Source organism: Pedobacter insulae, from assembly GCF_900113525.1.
Taxonomy (GTDB): Bacteria; Bacteroidota; Bacteroidia; order Sphingobacteriales; family Sphingobacteriaceae; genus Pedobacter; species Pedobacter insulae.
Map to the genome: position 1 here is coordinate 94895 of NZ_FOPP01000011.1, position 25208 is coordinate 120102.

Annotated in this window: 24 protein-coding genes; 11 read left to right on the forward strand and 13 right to left on the reverse strand. The window is 37.7% G+C overall.

All coding sequences use genetic code 11. The features are described 5' to 3' along the window. The first annotated feature begins 6 nt into the window (after positions 1-6). The gene (locus BM207_RS16550; RefSeq protein WP_090996940.1) at positions 7-1341 is read left to right on the forward strand and encodes a TlpA family protein disulfide reductase; all 1335 of its coding nucleotides are present in this window, start codon (positions 7-9) and stop codon (positions 1339-1341) included. 14 nt (positions 1342-1355) lie between these two features. Here the strand turns inward: BM207_RS16550 and BM207_RS16555 are convergent, their stop codons facing one another. From BM207_RS16555 to BM207_RS16565, 4 genes are all read right to left on the reverse strand, one after another. Beyond that, positions 1356-2408, reverse strand: a complete 1053-nt coding sequence (locus BM207_RS16555) for a TlpA family protein disulfide reductase (protein ID WP_177217149.1) — start codon at positions 2406-2408, stop codon at positions 1356-1358. 189 nt (positions 2409-2597) lie between these two features. Beyond that, positions 2598-2771: a hypothetical protein gene (locus tag BM207_RS19165; protein ID WP_177217150.1), complete on the reverse strand. Its 174-nt coding sequence runs from the start codon at positions 2769-2771 to the stop codon at positions 2598-2600. Between the two features lie 56 nt (positions 2772-2827). Further along, positions 2828-3628 (reverse strand): BamJ family beta-barrel-assembly machinery protein, encoded by an 801-nt coding sequence (locus BM207_RS16560; RefSeq protein ID WP_090996946.1) that lies wholly within the window; start codon positions 3626-3628, stop codon positions 2828-2830. A 109-nt stretch (positions 3629-3737) separates the two neighbouring features. After that, positions 3738-4157, reverse strand: a complete 420-nt coding sequence (locus BM207_RS16565; protein WP_090996949.1) for a nucleoside-diphosphate kinase — start codon at positions 4155-4157, stop codon at positions 3738-3740. Positions 4158-4291: 134 nt separating this feature from the next. Here BM207_RS16565 and BM207_RS16570 point away from each other — a divergent pair, with 134 nt between their 5' ends. From BM207_RS16570 to BM207_RS16595, 6 genes are all read left to right on the forward strand, one after another. After that, positions 4292-5302: a DHH family phosphoesterase gene (locus BM207_RS16570; protein WP_090996952.1), complete on the forward strand. Its 1011-nt coding sequence runs from the start codon at positions 4292-4294 to the stop codon at positions 5300-5302. Positions 5303-5347: 45 nt separating this feature from the next. Next, positions 5348-6343 (forward strand): FKBP-type peptidyl-prolyl cis-trans isomerase, encoded by a 996-nt coding sequence (locus BM207_RS16575; RefSeq protein WP_090996955.1) that lies wholly within the window; start codon positions 5348-5350, stop codon positions 6341-6343. 81 nt (positions 6344-6424) lie between these two features. Further along, a complete protein-coding gene (locus tag BM207_RS16580; RefSeq protein WP_090996958.1) occupies positions 6425-7192 on the forward strand; it encodes a TatD family hydrolase in 768 nt (255 codons plus the stop codon). A 161-nt stretch (positions 7193-7353) separates the two neighbouring features. After that, entirely contained in the window at positions 7354-7731 is a 378-nt protein-coding gene (locus tag BM207_RS16585; RefSeq protein WP_090996961.1) for a GxxExxY protein, read from the forward strand. A 78-nt stretch (positions 7732-7809) separates the two neighbouring features. Continuing rightward, positions 7810-8826, forward strand: coding sequence for an asparaginase (locus BM207_RS16590; protein ID WP_090996963.1), 1017 nt, complete (start codon positions 7810-7812; stop codon positions 8824-8826). 94 nt (positions 8827-8920) lie between these two features. Then, on the forward strand, positions 8921-10336 hold the full coding sequence (locus BM207_RS16595; protein ID WP_090996966.1) for an MBL fold metallo-hydrolase: 1416 nt from the start codon (positions 8921-8923) through the stop codon (positions 10334-10336). Between the two features lie 3 nt (positions 10337-10339). Here BM207_RS16595 and BM207_RS16600 read toward each other — a convergent pair whose 3' ends face one another. Both BM207_RS16600 and BM207_RS16605 read right to left on the reverse strand, forming a co-directional pair. Then, a complete protein-coding gene (locus tag BM207_RS16600; protein WP_090996971.1) occupies positions 10340-10813 on the reverse strand; it encodes a DUF1905 domain-containing protein in 474 nt (157 codons plus the stop codon). After that, positions 10810-11802 (reverse strand): alpha/beta hydrolase, encoded by a 993-nt coding sequence (locus BM207_RS16605; RefSeq protein WP_090996974.1) that lies wholly within the window; start codon positions 11800-11802, stop codon positions 10810-10812. The genes BM207_RS16600 and BM207_RS16605 overlap by 4 nt, the downstream gene beginning before the upstream one ends. A gap of 63 nt (positions 11803-11865) precedes the next feature. On the opposite strand from BM207_RS16605, the gene BM207_RS16610 reads away from it, so the two are divergent. The 3 genes from BM207_RS16610 (at position 11866) to BM207_RS16620 (ending at position 15446) form a co-directional block, all read left to right on the forward strand. Continuing rightward, positions 11866-12837 (forward strand): polyprenyl synthetase family protein, encoded by a 972-nt coding sequence (locus tag BM207_RS16610; protein WP_090996976.1) that lies wholly within the window; start codon positions 11866-11868, stop codon positions 12835-12837. Continuing rightward, positions 12837-13892, forward strand: a complete 1056-nt coding sequence (locus tag BM207_RS16615; protein ID WP_090996979.1) for a TerC/Alx family metal homeostasis membrane protein — start codon at positions 12837-12839, stop codon at positions 13890-13892. Before BM207_RS16610 ends, BM207_RS16615 begins: the two co-directional genes overlap by 1 nt. A gap of 102 nt (positions 13893-13994) precedes the next feature. Next, positions 13995-15446: a M28 family peptidase gene (locus BM207_RS16620; protein WP_090996982.1), complete on the forward strand. Its 1452-nt coding sequence runs from the start codon at positions 13995-13997 to the stop codon at positions 15444-15446. On the opposite strand, the gene BM207_RS16625 is transcribed toward BM207_RS16620, so the two are convergent. The 4 genes from BM207_RS16625 to recJ form a co-directional block, all read right to left on the reverse strand. Continuing rightward, positions 15443-15871, reverse strand: a complete 429-nt coding sequence (locus tag BM207_RS16625) for a CBS domain-containing protein (RefSeq protein ID WP_090996984.1) — start codon at positions 15869-15871, stop codon at positions 15443-15445. The two genes, BM207_RS16620 and BM207_RS16625, sit on opposite strands and share 4 nt — an antisense overlap. Before the next feature lie 62 nt (positions 15872-15933). Then, the gene (locus BM207_RS16630) at positions 15934-17442 is read right to left on the reverse strand and encodes a GH3 auxin-responsive promoter family protein (protein WP_090996987.1); all 1509 of its coding nucleotides are present in this window, start codon (positions 17440-17442) and stop codon (positions 15934-15936) included. Positions 17443-17453: 11 nt separating this feature from the next. Then, a complete protein-coding gene (gene lptB, locus BM207_RS16635) occupies positions 17454-18188 on the reverse strand; it encodes an LPS export ABC transporter ATP-binding protein (RefSeq protein ID WP_090996990.1) in 735 nt (244 codons plus the stop codon). Further along, the gene (gene recJ, locus BM207_RS16640; RefSeq protein ID WP_090997090.1) at positions 18185-19882 is read right to left on the reverse strand and encodes a single-stranded-DNA-specific exonuclease RecJ; all 1698 of its coding nucleotides are present in this window, start codon (positions 19880-19882) and stop codon (positions 18185-18187) included. Before recJ ends, lptB begins: the two co-directional genes overlap by 4 nt. A 124-nt stretch (positions 19883-20006) precedes the next feature. Between recJ and BM207_RS16645 the strand changes: the two genes are divergently transcribed. Next, positions 20007-20771 (forward strand): MBL fold metallo-hydrolase, encoded by a 765-nt coding sequence (locus BM207_RS16645; protein ID WP_090997093.1) that lies wholly within the window; start codon positions 20007-20009, stop codon positions 20769-20771. 2 nt (positions 20772-20773) lie between these two features. On the opposite strand, the gene BM207_RS16650 is transcribed toward BM207_RS16645, so the two are convergent. The 3 genes from BM207_RS16650 to BM207_RS16660 form a co-directional block, all read right to left on the reverse strand. Then, a complete protein-coding gene (locus BM207_RS16650) occupies positions 20774-21172 on the reverse strand; it encodes a response regulator (protein WP_090996993.1) in 399 nt (132 codons plus the stop codon). A 148-nt stretch (positions 21173-21320) separates the two neighbouring features. Continuing rightward, positions 21321-21917: a YceI family protein gene (locus tag BM207_RS16655; protein WP_090996996.1), complete on the reverse strand. Its 597-nt coding sequence runs from the start codon at positions 21915-21917 to the stop codon at positions 21321-21323. Positions 21918-22018: 101 nt separating this feature from the next. After that, complete coding sequence (locus tag BM207_RS16660; protein ID WP_090996998.1) at positions 22019-25117, reverse strand: glycosyltransferase family 117 protein; 3099 nt, start codon at positions 25115-25117, stop codon at positions 22019-22021. Positions 25118-25208 lie beyond the last annotated feature (91 nt).

Genomic DNA, 25208 nt, shown 5'->3' on the forward strand with positions numbered 1-25208 from the left:
GCCGACATGAAAAAGTCAACATTTAAAGTAGATTTTCTATTAATTACTATAGTAATGATGCTTTCGTTTACAGGAAAAGTAAACGGACAGCTAGTACACGTTTCTTTGAAGGAAGATGGGGTTTATAGAGAACAACTATCACTAAAAAGACAATTGGATACTACTGTTGTTAAGAATGTACCAGCAAAATTATTTGCAAAATGGAGCTTGAGAAGAGTCGCTTACAATCCTTCACAAAATTTGTTTGATGACGTATTAGATGGAAAACGGTCGACGGGTTGGTTTTCGAAGTTTGTGCGCAACAACAATATAGATACTGTTTTTTTATCAAAACAAAAAATTCCAAAGAACCTAATTTATGTAGTTACGGGATTAGATGATAGTGGCTTAAAATATGTAATTGTCGATGCCAATAATAATAGAGATTTCGCAGACGACAAAGTATACAGCTTTAATTTAAAAGATACCAAAAAAGTCTATCCAGAGCTTCAGGTTGCGATTAGCTATTTTGATGGGATTGTGATTAAAGATGCGTGGGTAACAATGGTGATCGATGCCTATGATACGGCTGTTCCCGACTCCTATTTTTCAGTAGTAAAGGATAAGGCACTAGATATTACTCTGCTCAAAACATTTCCAGATTGGTCAGGAGAGGTGACTATAGAAAAGGAAAAGTATTTGATAAAAATTTCTAACTATAACAAGCTATATAAAAATTCTTCTTTTAAGATATCCGTTGAAAAGATAGTTCCCGGGTCACTTTCCAAACATCTTTACAGCTATTTATCTACAGATACCATAGATATTGGCTATAATCGTTATTTGTATTCAGGTATGGCTAAATTAGTTCTGTCTTTGAATTACGTTAAGAAAAATGACTTATCCGGTGGAGAAATCAATTCACTCGCACCTCCAATAGAGGGGAAAGATGTAATGACAGGTTTGTCTTTCTCTTTGAAAAAGTATCTTGGAAAATATGTTTTGATAGACTTTTGGGGTACTTGGTGTGGTCCATGTATTAAGGCTATCCCGGAATTGAAAAATATATATCACCAATATCAGCAAAATGTAGCGTTTGTAAGTGTAGCCTTTGATAAGACAGCTGATATGGATAAGTTAAGAACTCTTATCACTAAATACGGTATGACTTGGCATCATTTGTTTGACAATATGGAGGCGGGAAAAAGTATAATTGCCAAACAGTTTAAGGTTCAGCAATTCCCTACCAGTATCTTAATAGACCCAAAAGGCAAAGTCGTATTCAGATCGGTAAGTGAGGTTGGTTTAAAAGATTTAGCAAATTATTTAGTCAAGGTGGGGGTTGAACGTAATAAAAATTGAGAAACCTTCCATCTCTATTTTAAAAGATTGTCCAGATCAGCTCCATATACATCTCTGGCAATGATAACCCCCTTATTGTCAATCACTACATTAGCAGGAATTTGGGTTAAGTTTAGGAAAACAGCCAACGGAGAGTTAGTAGCTTTGAGGTCAGAATAATTTGCCCACTTTACTTTATCGGCTACGATAGCGCTTTTCCATGGATTAACTTGGTTGTCAAGGGAAAAGCCTACAATTCTCAAACCTTTTTGTAAATACTCTTTTTCTTTCGCTCTAAGGTCGATGTTAATGAGACGGCAGGGTGCACACCAACTTGCCCAGAATTCTATTAAGGTGAACTTACTTTCTTTGAAAAAATCCAAATCCAGCGCCTTGTTGCTGCCTGCGGTATCAATCACATTCGTAACTGGAAACAGACTATTTTTTTTGTCGGTACCGGCAGCAGTATTTGTAGCCTTAAGATCCTTGATTAAATTTAGCTTCTGATAAAGTTCTTTGCCAAAAAAGTTGTTTTTAACCTTGAAACTTAATTTTCGATAGCTATCGATGTATCCAGCATAAGAAAAATCTGGTGCCGCACTCATTAAATAAGCAGATGCAGGATTATCCGGATTGTTTAATGCAAGATTTTTGTAACTCACATTAATCAGCGAGTCAACTTTATTAATTTCATTTTTAAGCTTTTGTTTGGCTTCATGGTTTACCGCAGAGTCCAGTTCATTCACCAAAACAGATTTTTGACGGTATAATTTTTTAGTTGAACCTACAAAAGAAAACCAGGTATTGTGAAACTGGGAATCCGTTGTGATATTGGCGTTGTAGGTATATAGACCATCTCCTACCTTCGCGTTTGTAATCTCCGCAGTATAGGTACTGTTATCAACAAGTATTTTGGCTCCGGAACTTTTGAACTGCAACATGGCAACAGCAGGTTCGACGATATTACCAGAAATTGAAAAGGTGTTGTCTTTGACAACCCCGGAGAAGGTTTTGCCAAGTGTACTTAACGAAAGCTTGATCGTATCTCCATCTTTTAAAAGACCCTTTATGCCTGGTGTGTTTTTCACGCTCCCATTTATTGTAAAATTTGTTTGACCATAGAGAGCCCCAGCCGATAAAAAAAGAATTAATATTAAAAGATTTCTCATGCTTAAAGATCGCCATATTTTAATGGGTTAATTTAAACATAACTAAAGTTTCTCTAAATACAAACTTAGTGTAATATTCAATTAATAAATCTAATGGATTACCGTCTATTATCCCCTCCCTCCAAAAACTTTGGAGATTAACCAGATAACGAGTGCTATTACGAGAACTACAACGATTACGCCGGTCCAAACGCCCGCTTTAAAAATGCCTTCAATTAAATCGCAGCTAGCAAATAGGGTACATGCAAGGGCGATGGCTGATAATGGGATATACTTTTTCATAACAATTCAGATTTGATCTTTTGGTAAGAACAAACCTGAATTGAGAAATGTTTTAACTATTCTCCGCCGACTTTAATCAGCTCTATTTCAAAAATTAACGTGCTAAAGGGAGGAATCTCGCCTGCACCCCTTCCGCCATAGGCAAGGTTATATGGAATAAAGAAACGGTATTTCGCACCTTCTTGCATTAATTGAACACCTTCTGTCCAGCCCGAAATTACTTGGTTTAAGCCAAACGTTGCCGGTTCTCCGCGTTTATAAGAGCTATCGAATTCTAAGCCACTTAACAATGTTCCCTTATAATGAACGGTTACTCTGTCTGTTGCAGTCGGTTTAGCCCCTGTGCCCGGTACAATTACTTCATATTGTAATCCACTTTCAGTGCTTTTGATCCCTTCTTTGGATTTGTTTTGGGCTAAGAAGGTAGCACCTTCATTGATGGTTGGCATATGCTTTTGTTTTTCTATTTCTTCGTTTTTCTTGGCAAGCTCTTCTCGTTCTTTACTGAAGCCCTCGAAAAGTGTTTGGATAGCCTCTTGACACTGCTGCTGGGTTAAAGTGGGGTTAGCGCCCGCAAAAACGTCTCTGATTCCCTTGTTTAAAAGGTCAAAATTAAGCATACTTAATCCGCCAGATTTAAAGCTGCTTCCAACATTTACACCTAAAGCATAGCTGGCAGAATCGAGATTTGTTTTAAAAGGCTGCGGTTTTACAACGGGCTTTTTTACAGTAGTTACTGCTGGTTTTTTAGCAGGACTAACGACGGTTTTTTTGGCAGGGATGGTTTTTTTTGCAGTTTGTGCGCTTGCAGTCAATCCGATTAAAGATATAGTGGCTGCAATTAATAATATTTTCATTATTTAATTAGGTTTAAGGTCGAAATATACTAAATAATCCAAAAAAAAGTCATTTCGATCAAACGAAATGACTCTTGAACTGAATAAACGATTAATCGATCGGTTTATTTTAAAATCTCTCAGCTGCAGTGAAAAAGAAGTCGCCCTCAATTTGTGCGTTTTCATCCGAGTCTGATCCATGAACTGCATTTGCGTCAATAGATTTAGCATATTTCTGACGGATAGTTCCTTCAGCAGCTTCGGCTGGGTTAGTAGCGCCAATTAATTTTCTGAAATCCTCAATAGCATTGTCTTTTTCTAAAATAGCCGCTACAATTGGTCCAGAAGACATAAAGCTTACTAAATCGCCGTAAAAAGGACGTGCTTTGTGAACTGCATAAAACTCTCCAGCAGTTTCAGCTGTTAACTGTGTGTATTTTAATGCAATGATTTTGAAACCAGCATTTGTAATGTCGTTAATGATAGCACCGATGTGACCATTTGCAACAGCATCTGGCTTAATCATGGTAAATGTTCTATTTGTACTCATCTTATTTATTTTCAAATTTTTTGCAAAAATACGTTTTAAAAAATATAAATTACTAGAACTTGTGAAGTTAAATTAAACGAGATGTATAAAAACTTCGCAAGTCTACCTAAAATCATTAGCTTTGCGTCCGAAATATGATATCCTTAAGCGAATTAAAAACATTACTTTCTACTCCACAGAAAATTGTGATCACCACGCATCATAAGCCTGATGGCGATGCAATGGGTTCTTCTTTGGGTTTATATGCGTATTTAATTCAAAAAGGTCACCATGTATCGGTTATTACGCCGACAGATTACCCTGATTTTTTGCACTGGCTGCCAAATAATTCAGACGTAATAGTTTATACGGAAGCGGTAGATAAATCGTTACAATTAGTGGATGAGGCGGCCATAATATTTTGCCTGGATTTTAATACGCTTAGTAGAATTAACGAATTGGGTGAACATATTCGCGGAACTGAGGCGATAAAAGTGATGATTGATCACCATTTGGAACCCGAAGATTTCGATGATTTCAGACATTGGAACATCAATGCCTGTGCGGCAGCGCAATTGGTGTACGACTTTATTGTAAATGAACTGGATGATGTGGCATTGATTAATAAAGATGTTGCTACGTGTTTATATACGGGTATTATGACCGATTCAGGCTCGTTTCGTTTCCCTTCGGCTACCTCTTTAGTCTATCGCATCGCTGCTGATCTGATAGATTTAGGCGCTGAACATTGGCGTATTCATCAATTGGTTTACGATAATGCGTCGGAGAACAGACTTCGCTTTTTAGGGCACTGCCTCACTAATAAATTAGAAATTATCAGAGAGTTTAACACGGCCATAATTTCCGTAAACGCACAGGAGCTTAAAGACTATCAAATTGCCACCGGAGATACGGAGGGGATTGTAAATTATGCACTCTCCATTAATGGAATTAAATTGGCTGCATTTATTATTGAAAGAACTGATAAAGTTAAATTATCTTTGCGTTCAACCGGGGATTTTCCTGCGAACGAAATATGTAAGAAATACTTTGACGGCGGGGGACACAGGAATGCAGCTGGTGGCGTTTCAGAGCAAGATTTAGCTTCAACAATTGAAGCTTTTAAAGCAATATTACCGGAGTATAAAACGCAATTAATACAGTAAAATAAATAGACATTTAAAAGACAATTAAAAAGCAAATATAAAATAATGAAAAAAAGTTTAGTAATTCTTTTAGCAGCATCAACAGTTTTAGCTGCTTGTAATAAGGAACAGAAAGGTAAGGGTGGCTTACTGTATACCGTGCATAAAGATGCGGGTGCAACAAAAATTAAGGAAGGTGATTTTATTAAAATAGACTTTATCCAACGAAATGATAAAGATTCTATTATGGATGCTACCTATGACCACGATCAATCAAGAATTTTTCCAGTAGGTAAAAAACTTTACGACGGAGATATGAATGATGTATTGACACTTTTTGGGGAAGGCGATAGTGTTACTTTCAGATTAAACATTGACACGATGGTGTTTTATAACAAACAACCTCGTCCAGAGCAGTTTAAAGATCAAAAATATTTAAATTATACTATAAAGATTCAAAAAGTATTGAGCAAAAAGGCAAATGAGGTTGATTCTGTTTATCAGAAAAGAGCAAATGAGTTTTTTACTGCTGATTACAAAGCTACTTTAGATAAGAAAAAAGCTGGCGAAGCTGCTAAAATGAAAAAATATGCAGAGGATAATAACCTTAAAGTAACAACAACTGCAAGTGGTTTACAATATGTAATTTTAGAACCTGGAACAGGTCCGAAGCCAGTTTGGGGAGATACAGCAGTAGTTGATTATACTGGTAAGTTAACTTTCAAGAAAATATCTGGTGTGGACAATGTGTTCGATACAAGTGTAAAAGCTATCGCTGAAAAAACAATGACTCCTAATCCTATGAAGCAATTTGCTCCAACTCCAATTCCTTTGTCGGAAGGCATTGCTAAAGGATTTGTAGAGGCTTTACAACTGATTGGTAAAGGCGGTAAAATTACTGTTATTATGCCATCTAAATTAGGTTATGGTGAGCAAGGTGGTGGTCCAATTGGTCCATATAGCCCACTTGTTTTTGATATCGAGATGAAAAATATTATCAAAGGAAATCCGGCTACAACTATGCCGCCTCCACCAGTAGAACCAGCACCAGCTGCGCAATAATATTTAACTTATAATGAGAACCTCCGATTTACCCCGGGGGTTTTTTTATGCTTTTTCCATTAAGAATAGATACTTTTGTGCATGCTTTTAACAGATACCCACACGCATCTTTATTACGAAACCGATACGGATAAGCAAGCGCAATTGATGAATAGGTGCTTTGAGAACCACATTGAAAGGCTCTTTTTGCCAAATGTTGATACGGCCTCGATTGAAATGATTGATAATTTAGTGAGCAGATACCCTAACAATTGTTTTGCGATGGCAGGTTTGCACCCTTGTGATGTAAAAGAGGATTACCAGGAACAATTAGGTGCGATTTACGCGAGTATAATAGGTCGGAATGTTTATGCCATTGGTGAGATTGGTATTGACTTATATTGGGACAAAACTACCTTGCAGATTCAACAGGATGCATTTAGGCAGCAAATTTACTGGGCTAAAAGCCTTAACCTCCCTATTGTAATCCATTGCCGCGAAGCATTTGATGAAGTTTTTGAAGTGTTGGAGTCGGAGAGAGGCGAACAGTTAAGGGGTATTTTTCATTGTTTTACAGGAAACTTGGAACAGGCAAAGAAAGCGATTGACCTGAATTTCTATTTGGGAATTGGGGGAGTGGTAACGTATAAGAAAGCTGGACTGGATTTAGTTTTGAATGATATACCTATCGAACACATCGTACTGGAAACAGATTCTCCCTATTTGGCGCCCGTACCCTTTCGAGGTAAACCTAATGAAAGTAGCTACTTGATTCATATCGCGCAAAAGGTTGCCGAGATTTATCAGCTAAACTTGGAAGAAGTGGCTGATATCACGACGGAGAACTCGAAGAAGGTGTTTGGAATATAGAATCTAACGCAGATAAATTATCAATTTTAACCGCAAAGATTTTTTAACCACAGAGTGAGCAGAGTCTTTCGCAGAGAAACTTGGAGTTGGGTCGTTTATTAATTTTCAGTTAATTAACTTATTGTTTTTCAATGCATTATAGATATTTTGTAATTTGCAGAATGTCTGAAGATTTACTAACAAGAAGAATTATTGGGATTGCAATTGAAGTGCATACGGCTTTAGGTCCTGGTTTATTAGAAAATGTTTATAAGGAATGTTTATATTATAAACTAATCAAAGAAGGACTTAATACCGAAAAGGAGAAAGTTATACCCATCTTTTTTGAAGAGGTAAGATTAGAATGTGGTTATAGGATAGATTTAGTGGTAGAAAACAAAGTTATCCTGGAACTTAAAAGTGTAGAAGTATTACATAATGTTCATTTGGCTCAGGCCTTAACCTATATGAAGTTAGGTAACTATCAAACGGGTTTACTTATAAATTTCAATGTTTATAGATTAAGAGATGGGATTAAAAGATTAATAAATGGTTATTAATCAGCTCTGTTTTTTCTGTGAATTCTCCTAGTTCTCGGTGTTAAAAAGCCTAAAACTAATTATCTTTGCGTTATTAACATGACAAAAATTCTCATCATTTATACCGGCGGTACCATTGGAATGGTAAACGATGCCAAAACTGGAACGCTAATTCCATTTGATTTTGCGCAGATTAAAGAAAATGTCCCTGAATTGGCGCGTTTGGATTATGAATTATCGGTTCATTCTTTCGACCCTATTTTAGATTCTTCTAATATGAACCCAGCGGTTTGGGCCGAGCTTGCGAATTTAATTTTAGCTAAATACGAAGCTTATGATGGGTTTGTAATTTTGCATGGGTCTGATACAATGTCCTTTACGGCCTCTGCATTAAGCTTTATGTTACAGAATTTAGGTAAGGCAGTGGTTTTAACAGGTTCTCAATTACCAATTGGGGAGATTAGAACAGATGCGAAGGAGAATTTAATTACAGCTTTAGAAATTGCCGCAACAAAGAGTGGTGATAAAGCAATGGTTCCGGAGGTTTGTGTTTACTTTGATTATCAATTGTTTAGAGGCAATCGATCTATCAAATACAATTCTGAAAAATTCGAAGCCTTTCAATCTCCCAATTATTCGATCCTGGCAGAAGCGGGAGTGAATTTAACATTCTATCATAATTATATATTACCTTATCCGACTGAAAAATTTAAGATACATACAGATCTGAATGCCAATATTGGGGTGTTGAAAATGTATCCTGGCATCACCGAATTAGCGGTTAAAGCGATCACAGAATCGGCGGTCGACGCCATTGTTTTGGAAGCTTTTGGTTCGGGGAATACGACAACGGCTCCATGGTTTATAGCGTGTTTAGAACGAGCAATTGCACAAGATAAAATTATTGTAGACATTTCTCAATGTAAGGGTGGATCTGTACAATTAGGCGTGTACGAAACGAGTAGAAAACTCCAGGAAATGGGCGTTTTAAGTGGCTATGATATGACTTTTGAAGCTACCGTAACGAAATTAATGTTTTTAATGGGACAAAAATTGCCGATTAAAGAAGTTAAACGATTAATGGAAGTGTCGATTGCGGGAGAGCTTAGCCAATAGACTGTTGGATAAAAAAACACAATTGTGATGAATATCATGTCACTTACTATAAGATTTACCTTATTTTTGTAATTCAAGTCTTGATACGCATAAAATGAAAATAGAACAAATATATACAGGATGTTTAGCAGAGGCGGCTTATTACATAGAAAGTAATGGAGAAGCAGCTATTATTGATCCGCTACGTGAGGTGACGCCTTATTTGAAAAAGGCTGCGCAAAATGGAGCAATTATAAAATATATTTTCGAGACACATTTCCATGCGGACTTTGTTTCAGGCCATGTAGATTTAGCGGAGAAATCGGGTGCTACAATTGTGTATGGACCGACGGCGAAAACAGATTTCAAATCTCATATTGCCAAAGATGGCGAGCAATTTAAAATCGGACAGCTCACTATTACCGTACTTCACACTCCAGGGCATACGCTCGAATCTACTACCTATTTATTGACCGATGAGAACGGGAAAGATCATTGTATTTTTACTGGCGACACTTTGTTTATTGGTGATGTGGGTAGACCGGATTTAGCGCAAAAAGGGGAGTTAACGATGAATGATCTGGCAGGGATGCTTTATGATTCACTAAGCAATAAGATCAAACCTTTAGCAGATGAGGTAATTGTTTACCCAGCTCACGGTGCAGGATCTGCATGTGGTAAAAATATGAGTAAGGAGACATTTGATACACTTGGGCATCAAAAGGAAGTAAATTATGCTTTAAAGGCAAGTTCAAAAGAACAGTTTATTAAAGAAGTAACTGAGGGAATTCTTCCGCCTCCGCAATATTTTGCCCAGAACGTGGCCATGAATAAAATGGGCTATGAAAGCATAGATGATGTGTATAAGAAAGGACTGGTAGCGCTGTCGCCTGCCGAATTTGAAAACTTAGCGAATTTAACCGGAGCCTTGATACTGGATACCAGAGATCCACAGGTTTTTGCGAAAGCGTTTATTCCTAATTCGATCAATGTAGGTTTGAACGGTCAATTTGCCCCATGGGTGGGCGCTTTGATCAGCGATTTGAAGCAGGAAATTTTACTGGTTACTGAGGAAGGCAAGGAAGAAGAAACCATTACCCGTTTGGCAAGGGTAGGTTACGATAATACTATCGGTTATCTTAAGGGTGGTGTTGTGGCTTGGGAAGCTTCAGGAAACGAGGTAGATCATATAGTATCCATTTCTGCTGCTCAATTTGAGGCTGCTGTAAATGCAAATGAAACCCTAAATGCCCTTGATGTGCGTAAGCCAGGGGAGTATGAAGCAGAACATTTAGAAAATACCTTAACGCGCCCGCTAGATTATATCAACGAGTGGACTAGTGCTTTAAATCCAAAAGAAACTTATTATATCCATTGCGCAGGTGGATACCGTTCAATGATTGCAGCTTCCATTTTAAAAGCGCGTGGAATTGAAAATGTGATTGATATTGCCGGCGGTTATGGAGCAATTAAGGAAACGAGCCTTAAAAGAACAGATTTCGCTTGTCCGAGTAAAGCCATGAAAGCATAATTTTTAAGGTATTCGAGTATTCTTTTCTTTGTTTTTTAATTGAAGAATTACCTTGTCAATATTTTTCTTCATAGTTTCTTCAGTTTTTACATAGGATAAATATTTCAAGATGTCTTTTATTCTGGTTGGGGATAAGTGGTTGAAATCCTTTGTCAACTCGTGATGTTGAAGGGCATCGGCCAACAACTTTGGCATAGGATACATTTTGTCAACATGCGTATGGTTTTGTTCAATTTCAAACACTGCTATTTCTCCAACTGCGGTTTTACCACCTTTCATCATGATTAGATTCACAAAAAGCCGGTAGGGTGCATTTTTTACGGGTACTAAGGTTTGTGTAAAATCAAAACGGTTAATTTGCCCTTTTACCCTGATATATCCTTTTTCGGGAGTCATTTTCTGCGAGATATCTCTAGGAACATCAACCGCCCAATTGATACCTATTTGATAAATTTTTGCTTGAAAGGAATACTTCATGACTTGCCCTTTAACCGGGCAGCAATAAATTTGTTCATTGCTTTTTCAACCCCTTTAATATCTTTTGAAGTAATAGCTGACCCAATTACATGGTTGCCGGTTTTTGGCAGTGCAACTTTTTGCTTGTCTTTTAGCGGAGTACCGAGTTCATCAAACATTTTTAACATCGCATCAACCCGTACTACGGGATCTTGTTCGGTCTCACTTTTGTAATAATAGAGCATGAGCACGGGTTGCTTAACTTTATTAAAAAGTTCTGTATTCATACTGCTTTCCAAAAGCTCCTCTAACTGAACGACCGATTCAAGCCGATAGTTTGTGTACCAAAATTTCTTATACAGCGGGCTTTTGCCGTCTACTCGCCGCTCATTTCCGCCTGTTACTTGTCTGGCAATTTGCAATCCCCATGGGTTGTTGAGTAGCCACGCCTTACTGTCGTTAATGGCGATATTGGGCGACATCAATACTAAACTATTGATTTCGGGATAGGTAGCTGCTAATTGTAAGGCCAAGCTTCCCCCTGTTGAGGTACCCACTAAGATTACTTTTTTTCCTAATTTCTGACCAATTGCATAGGCTTGTTTTCCGCTTTCCCATAACCGATCTGCCGTAAAGAACTCCATAGGTGCGATGGTGTCTAAGCCATGGTCGGCCAAGCGAGCTAAATACATATTGGCATTTAACGATTTGGCCAGATAATTATAAGCGGGGTTTCCTTCTGCTTTGGAAGCCGAAAAACCATGCAGATAAACGACCGCATACTCCGTTTGCTCTTGTTTTGAGCTATCGGCCCATACAATCTCAGCTTCATTACCCGGTTTCACCTTGTATTTTGCTTCCTGTAACGAAACATAATTATTTAAGGCCGCGAGTTCTGGAACATTTGGCAGCTTGGTTGCATAATTAGGCTTTGATGGTTTTGGACCAATAAAGTACAGCACTAACAAAACGATGATTAGGGCCAAAAAGAAACTTACAAATATTTTCACATTAATAATTTGATTAAAAATACGCTTTTAATAAGTAAGTTTGCAAACACATTTTTTAGCTGAATGCCCGGAATAAATCAGATAAAACTCCCTATAGCCACCGAAATTGATGCGTTTGAAGCAAAGTTTAAAGCTTCGATGCAGAGTGATGCCCCTTTACTTAACCGAATTACGCATTATATTGTAAAAAGTAAGGGTAAGCAGATGCGGCCAATGTTTGTCTTTTTTGCCGCTAAATTATGCGGCGGAATTGTTGAATCAACACATCGCGGTGCAGCGTTGGTAGAATTATTGCATACGGCAACCTTGGTACATGATGACGTAGTAGACAATGCCTACGAGAGAAGAGGTTTCTTCTCTATCAATGCACTATGGAAAAATAAGATCGCTGTGTTGGTGGGTGATTTTTTATTGGCGAGGGGACTATTGTTGTCAGTGAACAATAATGAGTTCGCCTTGTTGAAAATTGTTTCCGAGGCAGTACAGCAAATGAGTGAGGGTGAATTATTACAGATTGAGAAGGTAAGGAGGATGGACATTAGTGAGGAACTCTATTTTGATGTCATAAGACAAAAAACCGCTTCCTTAATTGCCTCATGTTGTGCTTGTGGAGCAGCTTCAGCAGGTGCTGATGAACAAACGATTGAAAAAATGCGGCTATTCGGAGAAAAGGTGGGAATCGCATTTCAAATTAAGGATGATACTTTTGATTTTGGAACGGATGATGTAGGTAAACCACTTGGAATAGACATCAAAGAAAAGAAAGTTACTTTACCGTTAATTTATGCATTAAATTCGGTTGATAAGGCAGAACGAAAGAGAGTAATCAACTTAGTTAAAAACCATCAGGATGATCCAAAAAAAATCCAAGCGATTATTGACTTTGTAAACAGTAAACAAGGAGTTCATTATGCAAACCAAAAGATGCTGGAATATCAGCAACAGGCGTTTGATGTCTTATACACCTTTGAGGAAAGTGAAGCCAGAATCGGTCTAGAACAATTAGTTAGATATACCACAGAACGCAAAAAATAATGTCGCACGAACTTTTATTTATTTCCGGTTTTTTAATCTTTATCGTGCTCATTTTAGCACTTGATCTGGGGTTGTTAAGTAAAAGAGAACACACGATCACTTTAAAGCAAGCAGCCATCATGAGTTTCATCATGGTAGTGTTAGCGCTTAGTTTTTACCTGCTGCTGGTTTTAGAAGGGCAATATTTACACGGTATCGATAGCTACGCTAGGCTCGAAGAGGTTGTAGCCGCAAATAAACACCCAATTACCTTAATACCAGGCCATTTTGAAGAAAGCTTAATCATTTATAAAAAGAACCTGGGAATAGAGTTTTTAACTGGGTATGTGATTGAATACGCACTGTCTGTAGATAATATCTTCGTAATTGTGCTTGTTTTTTCAGCGTTTGCAGTGCCAGAAAAATACTATCATAGAGTGTTATTTTGGGGGATCTTAGGGGCCATTGTCATGCGTTTCATTTTTATTTTCGCTGGCGCAGCGTTAATTAAAGAGTTTTCTTGGATACTATATGTTTTTGGAGCGTTTTTACTTTTTACTGGCGTGAAAATGTTCTTTTCAAAAGAAGAAGATGATAAGATAGATCCCGAGAATCATCCTGTAGTAAAGTTTGCTGCCCGGTTTTTTAAAATTCATCCTAGATATGAAGGCAAGAAGTTTTTCCATAGAGTAGGTGGAAAAAAGCTAATAACCCCGTTATTTTTAGTGCTGTTAATTGTTGAATTTACAGATTTGATTTTCGCAGTGGATTCAATTCCGGCAATTTTTGCGGTAACAAAAGATGCTTATATCGTATTCTTTTCAAACATCTTTGCCATCATGGGATTGAGATCGATGTTTTTTCTTTTGGTTAATATCATCCATAAATTCCACTATTTAAAAACGGGACTGGCTATATTACTAACATTTATCGGAGTCAAAATGCTTGCACATGATTATTTAAAAGGCTGGGGTTTTACAACGGAACATTCTTTAATAGTTATTGTGTCTATTTTGACGGCTAGTATCGTGGCATCTTTGGCGTTTCCTAAAAAGCGGATTAAACCAGGATTGTAACTAATCAGTGAAATCTTTAATTCTGTATAATCTATTTCAAAAAAAAAGTTAATTTCACTGAATTAATTTTCAATGGTCGAGTTTACCAAATCGTATTTACAAATGAGAAATTTCCTTTTCCTAGCACTTGCTGCTCTTTGCTTTAGTGCCAACGCCCAAGATAACTTTGGTTCCGCTTTCAAACAAATTAACAAAGAGGTACAAACCAATTCAAATGCATATGCGAATTTAAAAGATGCATCAAGTACAATTGGGCACAGACTAACAGGATCGGAAAATGGCGCAAAAGCAGAAGAGTATGCGTATAATTTGCTAAAATCTTATGGTTGTGAGGTGAAGTATCAACCATTTGAAGTAGAAAGCTGGAATAGAAAAACAATTTCCGTTAAAGTTGGTCCTTCTAGTACAGCTATGAAAGCAGTTAGAGCGGTAACTTTAGCGCACTCACCGGTTGAATCAAAAGTTACCGGGGAGATTATTGATGTAGGTAATGGCCTGGATGCAGATTATCAGCCTTTATTGGAGAAGGTGAAAGGGAAAATCGCTTTGATTTATTTGGGTGTTTTACCGGGGTCTCCAAAAGGAACAGGCTCTCTACACCGTTCTGAAAAAACGGCGATTGCTACAAAATATGGTGCTATTGGCGTAATTATTATCAATACAGTTAAAAATGGCGTGCTTTTAACGGGAACTGCCTCGGTTACGGGTAAGTTAATTCCAATTCCTGCAGTATGCATAGGCTTGGAAAGTGGAATGGAGTTAAAAGAAAAACTCAAAACTGCACAGCAATTTTCGACCATTGAGATGACAAATTTCTCTGGTTTAATTAAAGCTAGAAATGTAATTGCTACTTTCAAGGGAACGGAGTTTCCTGCAGAGAAAATTGTGGTTGGTGGCCATTTAGACAGTTGGGATTTAGCAACGGGTGCCATAGATAATGGTATCGGATCTTTCTCGGTAATTGATATGGCAAGGACATTCAAAAAGCTTAATCTTAAAAATAAAAGAACTGTTGAATTCGTGCTATTTATGGGCGAGGAGCAAGGCCTTTTAGGTTCTAAAGCCTATGTAGCGCAGGGCAAAGAAGATAAAACCTTAGACCAGGTGCGTTTTATGCTGAATTATGACATGACAAACGATCCAAAAGGTTTTTCTACTTCAAGAGAAGAGATGGAGCCCTTGTTTACTGCCTGGGGAGCCGATGTTGTAAAAATAGATACAAACTTTAGGAATTTATTTCTGGCGGGCGCAAGTTTGCATAGTGATCATCAACCATTTTTATTAGAAGGTATTCCAACGGGCGGCGGAGCCGGAGGAAGATTGCCAAACAATTCAGGACCATTTTATCATTCTGATGGCGATACGTTTAAGCTGGTAGATGAGCAAGGCTTGAAAAACACTGTCCGCTATGGGGCTATGCTTACTTATGCATTAGCTAATACCGGTAAAATACCTGTGCAGAAGCAAACAGAAGAAAAATTAGAGGCCTTCTTAATTTCTCAACGCTTAAAAGAACCGTTAAAAATTGCGGGAGAGTGGAGGTGGAAAGACTAGGAGTTAATATAGCTCTCCAACTGTGATATGGTTTGTTTTTGATCAGCAATAATTAACTTAACTACATCACCAATAGATACCATACCGACGACTTGATTTTCATTTACCACCGGTAAGTGTCTGATATGTTTTTCCGTCATAATTTCCATACAACTATCAATACTGTCTGACGAGGTTACGGTAATTGGATTGAGGGTCATGGCTTCGCTAATAGGCGTATCTTTCGAGGCTTTACCATGTAAGATAATCTTACGTGCATAGTCGCGTTCTGTAAAAATGCCCTGTAAAGTTCCGGCCTCCATAATCAATAAGGCACTGATGTTTTTTTCAGTCATCATTTTTAGACCATCCAAAACAGAGCTGGATGCAGTTACACTGTACACTTGAACAGGTTTGGTATTTAAGACATGCTGAACGGTTCTCATAATGTTTTGTTTATTAGCTACTTAAATTTAAACAAAATTATTGAAAATCAAAAAAGGATATTTTAAAGCATTGTTAATATCTCATCAACATATTCCCTATCGTTCGCCAGGCGTGGAACCTTATGCTGGCCACCTAGTTTTCCACGTTGCTTAAGCCAATTGTAAAAGGTATTGGTTGGCACATTATGCACTTTTGGCCTTTTTAAAGCCATATCCTTAAAACGTTTAGCATCGTAATCGGAATTGATTTCCCTTAGCGTCTGATCCATTATATCAATGAATAATTCAAAATTGCTGGGCTGAGTTTCAAATTCGATGATCCATTCATGTCCGCCTGCTTCTTCACCTTTAAAGTATATGGGACAAGCGGTGTAATCTCTTATTTTCGCTGAGGTAGCTTCGCATGCCTTTGCCAGTGCTTGTTCGGCATTGTCGATGATCACTTCTTCGCCAAAGGCATTGATGAAGTGCTTGGTTCGACCTGTTATCTTAATTCTAAAGGGATGAATAGAGGTGAATTGCACGGTATCTCCAATCAGATATCTCCATAGCCCGGCATTAGTAGAAATGATGATCGCATAATTTTTATGGAGTTCCACTTGGTCTAAAGAAAGTGTTTTGGGCTGTTCAGCTCCAATATTTTCTAAGGGTAAAAACTCATAATAAATCCCATAATCGAGCATCAAAAGTAATTCTTCAGACTGATCTTGATCCTGTATGCCGAAAAAGCCTTCCGAGGCATTATAGGTTTCCAAATAATACATGTTTGGAGAAGGTATCAATTCTTTGAACTGCTCTCGATAGGGTCCGAAATTTACTGCGCCATGGAAATATAACTCCAAATTAGGCCATACTTCCAGCAAATTCTTTTTTCCGGTAATTTCCAGAACTTTTTTCGCTAAAACAATCGTCCAAGTAGGAACACCAGCAATATTGGTTACGTTTTCTTTGATGGTGGCTTCAGCCATTTTATCCATCTTTTCTTCGTAATTGTCCATTAAAGCAATCGAAATATTAGGCGTTCGATAATATTCTGCCCACATGGGAAGGTTTTTAATCAGCACCGCTGAAAGGTCTCCGAAATGTATATCATCACAGAGTTGATTAATTTGATGACTGCCCCCGAGTACCAATCCTTTTCCCGTAAACATTTGGGTATCTGGTCTGTGATTGCAATAAATCGAAATCATATCCTTTCCGCCTTTAAAATGACATTCTGCTAGAGCTTCCTCAGAGACAGGAATAAATTTACTTCTATCGCTTGTTGTACCCGACGATTTAGCAAACCATTTTATTTCTGATGGCCATAGTACATTCTGCTCACCTTTGAGCATCCGTTCGATATAGGGTTTTAGCGTATCGTAATTTTGGATAGGAACGCGTTCTTTATATTCGGCTACCGTTAAAATAGATTTGTAATCATACTGCTTTCCCCATTCGGTATTTTGGGCGCTTGCAATTAAGCTGTGTAACCATTCCTCCTGCACATCTAATGGATACTTCATAAAAAGCTCAATCTGATGGATGCGCTTCTTCATGTACCAGGTAAATATTGAATTAACAATTGCCATTGAATAGATTTTTATAGCTTTTTTCTGCGTAGTACAAAGTTCGAACCTAAATATACTTTTCTTACCATTTCGTTGGCAGCTAACACCTCTGGTGTGCCAGACTCAAGGATTTTACCTTCAAAGAGTAAATAAGCACGGTCGGTAATAGATAAGGTTTCCTGTACATTGTGATCGGTAATCAGGATTCCGATGTTTTTGTCTTTTAAACGGGCTACAATAGTTTGAATTTCCTCTACCGCAATAGGGTCAACACCAGCGAAAGGCTCATCTAGTAGAATAAAATTTGGATTTGCAGCAAGTGCTCTGGCTATTTCCGTCCGCCTGCGTTCGCCCCCGGAGAGTAGATCGCCTCTGTTTTTTCTAACTTTGTGCAAACTGAACTCGTTGATTAGTTCTTCCAATTTTTCTCGGCGCTCTTCTTTACCCATATTGGTCATCTCTAAGATGGCCATAATATTATCTTCTACCGTTAATTTCCTAAAAACACTAGCTTCCTGTGCTAAATAACCTATGCCTTTTTGTGCTCGGCGATACATTGGGTCTTTAGTAATATTTTCGCCTTCCAGATAGATATTGCCCTCATTTGGTTTTATCAACCCAACAATCATATAAAATGAAGTTGTTTTTCCTGCACCATTTGGCCCAAGTAACCCAACAATTTCTCCCTGACTTACTTCAAAAGAAACATCATTTACAACAGTGCGTTGTTTATATTTTTTAACCAGATTCTCGGCTTTTAAAATCATGCTATTTTTATTCCTTTAATATTTAATTGCAATCTTCTTTTTTCTTTCCATACATTCTCTTCAATCATATAGCATATAGAAAATAATGTATTTGGCCTTAGTAACTCCTCGAAGTTCGCTAAGCCAAAGGCAATGCTTTCAAAAATAGCTGAATTTTGTTGTTTTACACTTAACTTTAAATGATTTGTGCCAACAATTTGCGGAAAACCTATCAGGCTAACGCCGTGGCTAACAAAAGTTGGGTTCATATTTGATGGTCCGAAGGGTCCCATTTGTGTTAAAATACGATAAAACTTCGAATCTATTTGTGCCAAATCAATCTCTGCATCAATCAGTATTTCCGGAATTAATAGATCAGGATGAATAGTTGCGGCAACTACAGTTTCAAATTTTTGAGAGAATGACTGCAGGTTTTCCGGTTTTAAGGTCAACCCCGCTGCAAATTTATGCCCGCCAAATTGCTCTAGCAGATCTGAGCACGCTACAAGTGCCTCATAAAGATCGTAGCCAACAACTGAACGGGCTGAACCGGTATAAAATCCGTTCGACTCCGTTAAAACAATAGTGGGCCGGTAATATTTTTCCGTTAAGCGGGAGGCTACAATTCCGATCACGCCTTTATTCCAATCTTGTTGGTACACCACCGTTGTTTTTCGATGAATAAGCTCCTCATTTTCTTCAATAAGGGCTAAAGCTTCTAAGGTAATATGTTGGTCAAATGATTTACGATCGGTATTCTGTGCGTTAATTAAATTGCTTTGTACTAATGCAATATCGCCTTCACAAAGCAACATTTTTACCGCTTCGTTGCCATGCCCCATTCGTCCCGCCGCATTAATACGAGGGGCAAGTATAAAAACAACATCGGTAATGGTATAGTGGGTTGTTTTGTTGGCAATTTCCATTAAGGCTTTTAAACCCCTACAAGGATTTTCATTGAGTTTTAACAAGCCATAATGGGCAAGTACTCTATTTTCATCAACTATGGGCACAATATCTGCAGCAATGCTCACCATGGCCAAATCTAAATATTGCGTGTAAAGTTCGTCTGGCAGGTTCATCGCTTCGCAATAGGCCTGAGCTAATTTAAACCCAATTCCGCAGCCCGACAATTCTTTGAATGGATAGCCACAGTCTTTTTGTTTCGGATCTAATACCGCAATAGCCGAAGGGATTTCATTTCCTGGTAAATGGTGATCGCAAATGATAAAATCTATTCCCAGGCCTTTTGCATAGTCGACTTTATCAACCGAACGAATGCCGCAATCTAATGCGATGATTAAACTGAAATTATGCTCACTGGCATAATCGATCCCTAAAGTAGAAATGCCATAACCCTCTTTATGCCTGTCGGGTATATAATAAGCAATGTTATTGGTGAATTGGCTGAAGAAACTGTAGGTTAAGGCCACAGCCGTAGTACCATCTACATCGTAGTCGCCATAAACCATTATTTTCTCTTCCCTTTCTAGCGCCAATTTAATCCGGTCAATGGCTGTTTCCATACCCTTCATTAAAAAAGGGTCGTGCAGGTGTGTTAATTGCGGTCTAAAAAAGTAGCGTGCTTCTTCAAAGTTTGAAATTCCCCTCTGTGCTAGAATTTGAGCCAGACTTCGATCAATATTCAATTCGCGGGCAAGTAGATCGCTCAATCTCAGATCACCTTGTTCAACTTGCGCCCATCTTTTTTCCATCTTTACTGTTTCTTTGATAAACAATTAATTGTTAAAGCATAGATACAAAAAAGAGATGAATTAATCCCCGTTCGTCCTTATATTTGCTTCAATATTTCTTATATATCTTTTCTCGCCTATGCCGATGCAAGTTTTTACGTTAAATGAAGGTTCTTATTCTGTAGATTCCACTAAGAAATTTATACCATTTGATCCTTTGAAGGACAATCCGAAAGACAGACCTGCTTCTTTATTTATCCATGTCCAACCTTTTTTAGTTAAGTTGGATAACCAATTGATTTTATTGGATACAGGTTTGGGCTATAGCGATGAAGCAGGGGAGTTGCATTTACATAAAAATATTAAGAAGGCAGGATTTGACCCGCAGGACGTAGATTTAGTGCTGATGTCGCATTTGCACTTCGATCATTCAGGAGGCATGGTACATCATTTGGGAGAAAAGATGGAGCTTAGTTTCCCGAATGCTACTTATGTAATGCAAAGAGAAGAATGGGAAACTGCATTTACGAGCTCGTCCTCCTCTTATCATACAGAGATTTTTGATTTTTTGCAGCGCAATGCCCAGTTGAAATTTGTGGAGGGTACTGGTAAATTAAACGATCAAATTAGTTTCGAACTAACGGGTGCGCATTGCCCTTTTCATCAGGTTTTTTTGATGGATGATGGGGTAGATAAGGTGTTTTTTGGGGGTGATGTGTTGCCAGAGCCTGAAGAATTGATTCGCAAGTTCATTGCTAAGTACGACTTCGATGGCCGAAAAGCCATGGAGTTACGGGATGAATACGGTAAAAAGGCAGTGTCAGAACATTGGAAATGCCTGTTTTATCACTCCAAATCTAAAACTCAAGCTTACATTGAGTTCGAGGACGATCGGTTTAAGATTGTGTAGATTTACCTGATTGCTTTAATCAATTCAGTTAGACGCTCCATGGAAAGGGGCTTAGAGATAAAACCTCGAACAGTTTTATAGCCTTTTGTTTTTTCAATATCATTTTCATAAACAGAAGATGACAGAATGTACATGTCTACCTTTTGCTCAATGCTAAGCTCTTCATAGGCCTCAATAAACTCCCAGCCGTTCATAACCGGCATATTGATGTCAATTAACACTAAACTTGGTAGAGGTTTATTTTGGGAGATGGTATCAGTTAGATAATCTATCGCCTGTTGCCCATTGTTTCTGGCTATCATATCAATATTGAAGCCTGTTTTTTCAACAATCTTTTTAATGATGAATATGTTGATATCATCATCATCAATAACTAAAAGGTTGAGCTTGGAATCTGACATTTGATGAGTTATGTAGCTATAGCGTTAAAGGTATATATTGAAAGTCGAATTAACAAATCCGTTTTCAACAAAAAAAGCAATCCTCACTTTGACAAACTTTTAAAGTTTGCTAAAGTGAGGATTGCTTTTAAGCAAAAATAAAACAGGCTTATTTTTTCACCACTAATTTTACAGAGATTGTGAAAATATCTTCGATCATTTTATTGCCTATGTCAGAAAATACTGATTTGGACCTGTATTCAATACCATATTTAGTACGATCTATTTCAATTTTATCAGCCACTGCAGTAACTGTTTTATCAGCGTTCCAAGTTATTGTGGCTGGGAAAGTGATTGAATTGGTTTTTCCTTTGATCGTTAAATCTCCGGTAACATTTACGTTAGCACCGTTACCCTGAATTTTTTTAATAGTAAAGCTTGACGTTGGGAATTTCTCAACACCAAAAAAATCATCGGCTTTCAGGTGTTTGTCTAACCCTGCATTCGGTTTTTCATTGTCCATTGTTTTAATACTACTCATATTAGCAACAAATCCACCGCCAGCTAATTTTTTTCCCGAAAATATTAAACTTCCAGAAGTTAAATCAATAAATCCAGTATGTCCGCCAACTAATTTTTTTGCTTCCCAAGAAATACTAGATTTTGTTAAATCTACTGTGTAAGTATCTGCTTTTGGTGTAAAGGCTAAGAAAGAACCACATGCTATAACAGCTACTGCTAAAATTGTACTAAGTTTTAATTTCATTTTAATTATTTTAATTGAGGTAAAGATATTTGTTTTTTATGGATGCTTTCTTATCCTATGGTAAGAATTGAAAAAAGTGATAAGGTTTAATTGGAAGCGCTTTATTGCTGCGGACCAAAGTATAAACTAAATCTGCTATACAATTCGTTGTATTTTTTCTCCAGATCCTGGGCTAGTTTAGTTTGCTGGTATTGGGCTGCAACTTTAGCCATCGGTTCTAAACCATAAACTAAAGCGATTTGCACATTTTGTCCGCCAACCAAAATGCCTTTACTCTTGGAAACATCGGCCAGATAACTAATTTCTTTTTGGATATACTCAGCGGATTTTTTGAGCAGTTCGTTTGCTTTTGCTGTTTCTCCTAAAATATAAAGGTTCTGTGCTCTGGTGGCAACACTCATCATTGTTCTAATTCCATAAATTTTAGTCGGCATTACCTCATCGTATTTACGAACTACTTTCTTAGCGTCTTCTAATCTGCCAGCTTTAATTAAACCCGTAGTTAAGTTGTTAAATATATTATTAAAGATAGAAATATCATCTGCCGACTGAGAATCTAAATAGGTGGCATTTTTCACATTACCCCATTTAAATTTATTCATTACGTGGTTATACATGGGATCTAAATTAATAGGTTGGTCGCCAGTGTCATTTAAGCTGTCAGGTTTTAATGGCAATAGACGTAAAGCTAATCCTTCAGAATATAGATAATTATCTAGTCCATTAAATTGTTCAGAAGGTACTGTGCTACAAAAATAAATCGGACGTTTCCAGTTGTTATGAGCCAAGATATCAAACATGGCTAAGGTGCCTTTTGTTACATAGCCTTTGTTGAACTTCCATTCTAGGCTTGGTGCAATTTTATCTGCAGCATCCGCTGGAAGTGTACCCGTACTGATTACATCCTCTGGGTTAACCGTTAGTTTGAAGTTCTTAGTAGGAATAAAATTTGTTTTGCTGCCATCGCTTAGCGCTAACTTATCTGATTCGTTTTCAGAAAGTAGCAGTTCCACAATTTGTTTAAGCTCCACGGACTCGGCGATTTTATAATCCTGATAATACATGACATCACGAACACCTGACACATATTGGTTTGGTTTCATAGAAAGAGGCAATGCTTCTGACTCATGAACTTTTCGTTTCATATTGTTGATATACCAATCGGTATCAAAAAGACTCAAATTTACCAAGCGAATATCCGGACGGATATTTTCTACCTCCTGGGCATACCAGAGCGGGTAGGTATCATTATCACCATAAGTAAATAAAATAGCGTTTGGCGCACAGGATTCAAGATAGCTTACTGCAATATCATGTGGAACCATTTTACTTGAGCGATCATGATCATCCCAACCTTGTACTGCCATAATTATTGGTGCACAGCCCAAAGCAATTACTGTAGCTCCTATTGCCGCTGTTTGCGGAGTAAGTTTTTTGGCTAGCCATTCCCTAATGGCCAATACGCCCAATCCAATCCATATGGCAAATGCATAAAACGACCCAACATAAGCGTAATCTCGTTCACGAGGTTCTAAAGGTTTCTGATTTAAGTATAATACGATGGCCATTCCCGTAAAGAAAAATAAAAGCCCAATAATACCAGCATCTTTCTGATTGCGTTTAAAGTGCCATATTGCTCCTAAAATTCCTAAAATTAGTGGCAAAAAGAAAAAGCGGTTATAGGACTTGCTTTCAACAATGGAAGGAGGAAGATTTGTTTGATCTCCTAGCATCATCGCATCCACTGGTTTGATACCACTTAGCCATTGACCTTCGTAAACACTACCCTGACCTTGGTCGTCATTTTGACGTCCGGCAAAATTCCACATAAAGTAACGCATATACATTAAACCGGTCTGGTATTTCAGGAAGAACCCAAAATTTTTGCCAAAGCCAGGAAAATCTGTATCACTCAGGTTCATCATGTCTTTATAATAGTCTACATGTCTGGCCTCATCACTATACATTCTTGGGAAAAATACTTGATGCTGTAATCTTCTAATGCTATCAGGGAAGCCATCATTCTCTCCAAAAACTTGCTTGGTTTTTTTTCCAGCTACCTCATATTTTTTTTCACCTTTTCGGTAAATGGTTCCAGTTACCTCGCTAATTGGCCTGCTGCCATCATCTTCATATTTAGGGACCGAATTATAATTTTGTCCGAACAAAAGTGGCCTGTCACCGTATTGCTCACGATTTAAATAACTTAAAAAAGAGAAAGCGTTATCCGGGTCGCTATTGTTCAGGTTTGGTTTAGCTTGGGCTCTGATAACAATCATTGCGAAAGAAGCATAGCCGAAAATAACGAGCACAGTAGATACGAGCGCAAGATTTAAAATTCTTTTCTGATGTTTAATTGAATATCTGATGCCCCAAGTGAGCGAGATAATTACGATTAAAGCAAATACAAGTACGCCTGATCCAAAACCAAAACCAAGCGTGTTTACAAAGAATAAATCGAAATAAGCGCCAAAAGAAACTAAATATTGAATAATTCCATACTGAATGATGGCTAAAATTAAAATACCAATTCCAAAAGTCTTAAGAATGCCTTTGGTGGTAGCCTGTCCAGTTTTTCTAAAATAATAAACGAAAGCAATGGCGGGGATGGTTAATAAGTTTAATAAGTGAATCCCTATGGATAAACCCATGATATAGGCAATAAATAATAACCATTTGTCGGCATGAGGTTCGTCCGCGATTGCTTCCCATTTTAAAATAGCCCAAAATACAATAGCCGTAAATAGTGAGGATAATGCATATACTTCAGATTCTACTGCTGAGAACCAAAAACTATCTGAGAAAGTATAAGCTAGTGCGCCAACAACACCGGCACCCATGATGCTGATCAACTTGGAAGAAGTAAGTTCTTCACCCGTCTTGATCAATACTTTTTTCGCTAAAGCGGTAATTGTCCAGAACAGAAACAAAATTGTAGCACCGCTTGCAACGGCCGATCCTACATTCATAAAATAGGCAACTTTATTCACATCGCCCATCGCGAAAAGAGAAAAGAAGCGTTGGATCATTAGGAATAACGGAGCGCCTGGTTGGTGAACAACTTGCATTTTAAATGCGGAAGCAATGAATTCTCCACAATCCCAAAAACTAACCGAGGGTTCTAATGTTAAAATATAGGTTAATGTGGCTATGAAAAAACAAATCCAGCCTATGATATTGTTCGTTTTTGAATAATTCATGGTATTAATTGGTGATTACAAAAATGTTTAGTGCATGAAATGCAGCCGAAAATAAAGAATTAGATTGATATTAATATAAATATTTAGTGAG

Excerpts from the sequence above, each read along its gene's own strand:
- BM207_RS16585 (WP_090996961.1), top strand. The coding sequence starts at position 7,354 with ATGTCTGAAGATTTACTAACAAGAAGAATTATTGGGATTGCAATTGAA.
- BM207_RS16655 (WP_090996996.1), bottom strand. The coding sequence starts at position 21,917 with ATGAAATTAAAACTTAGTACAATTTTAGCAGTAGCTGTTATAGCATGT.
- BM207_RS16630 (WP_090996987.1), bottom strand. The coding sequence starts at position 17,442 with ATGGCAATTGTTAATTCAATATTTACCTGGTACATGAAGAAGCGCATC.
- BM207_RS16615 (WP_090996979.1), top strand. The coding sequence starts at position 12,837 with ATGTCGCACGAACTTTTATTTATTTCCGGTTTTTTAATCTTTATCGTG.
- BM207_RS16560 (WP_090996946.1), bottom strand. The coding sequence starts at position 3,628 with ATGAAAATATTATTAATTGCAGCCACTATATCTTTAATCGGATTGACT.
- BM207_RS16620 (WP_090996982.1), top strand. The coding sequence starts at position 13,995 with ATGAGAAATTTCCTTTTCCTAGCACTTGCTGCTCTTTGCTTTAGTGCC.
- recJ (WP_090997090.1), bottom strand. The coding sequence starts at position 19,882 with ATGGAAAAAAGATGGGCGCAAGTTGAACAAGGTGATCTGAGATTGAGC.
- BM207_RS16625 (WP_090996984.1), bottom strand. The coding sequence starts at position 15,871 with ATGAGAACCGTTCAGCATGTCTTAAATACCAAACCTGTTCAAGTGTAC.
- BM207_RS19165 (WP_177217150.1), bottom strand. The coding sequence starts at position 2,771 with ATGAAAAAGTATATCCCATTATCAGCCATCGCCCTTGCATGTACCCTA.
- BM207_RS16650 (WP_090996993.1), bottom strand. The coding sequence starts at position 21,172 with ATGTCAGATTCCAAGCTCAACCTTTTAGTTATTGATGATGATGATATC.
- BM207_RS16645 (WP_090997093.1), top strand. The coding sequence starts at position 20,007 with ATGCAAGTTTTTACGTTAAATGAAGGTTCTTATTCTGTAGATTCCACT.
- BM207_RS16570 (WP_090996952.1), top strand. The coding sequence starts at position 4,292 with ATGATATCCTTAAGCGAATTAAAAACATTACTTTCTACTCCACAGAAA.
- BM207_RS16565 (WP_090996949.1), bottom strand. The coding sequence starts at position 4,157 with ATGAGTACAAATAGAACATTTACCATGATTAAGCCAGATGCTGTTGCA.
- BM207_RS16550 (WP_090996940.1), top strand. The coding sequence starts at position 7 with ATGAAAAAGTCAACATTTAAAGTAGATTTTCTATTAATTACTATAGTA.
- BM207_RS16595 (WP_090996966.1), top strand. The coding sequence starts at position 8,921 with ATGAAAATAGAACAAATATATACAGGATGTTTAGCAGAGGCGGCTTAT.
- BM207_RS16610 (WP_090996976.1), top strand. The coding sequence starts at position 11,866 with ATGCCCGGAATAAATCAGATAAAACTCCCTATAGCCACCGAAATTGAT.
- BM207_RS16580 (WP_090996958.1), top strand. The coding sequence starts at position 6,425 with ATGCTTTTAACAGATACCCACACGCATCTTTATTACGAAACCGATACG.
- BM207_RS16575 (WP_090996955.1), top strand. The coding sequence starts at position 5,348 with ATGAAAAAAAGTTTAGTAATTCTTTTAGCAGCATCAACAGTTTTAGCT.
- BM207_RS16660 (WP_090996998.1), bottom strand. The coding sequence starts at position 25,117 with ATGAATTATTCAAAAACGAACAATATCATAGGCTGGATTTGTTTTTTC.
- BM207_RS16600 (WP_090996971.1), bottom strand. The coding sequence starts at position 10,813 with ATGAAGTATTCCTTTCAAGCAAAAATTTATCAAATAGGTATCAATTGG.
- BM207_RS16590 (WP_090996963.1), top strand. The coding sequence starts at position 7,810 with ATGACAAAAATTCTCATCATTTATACCGGCGGTACCATTGGAATGGTA.
- lptB (WP_090996990.1), bottom strand. The coding sequence starts at position 18,188 with ATGATTTTAAAAGCCGAGAATCTGGTTAAAAAATATAAACAACGCACT.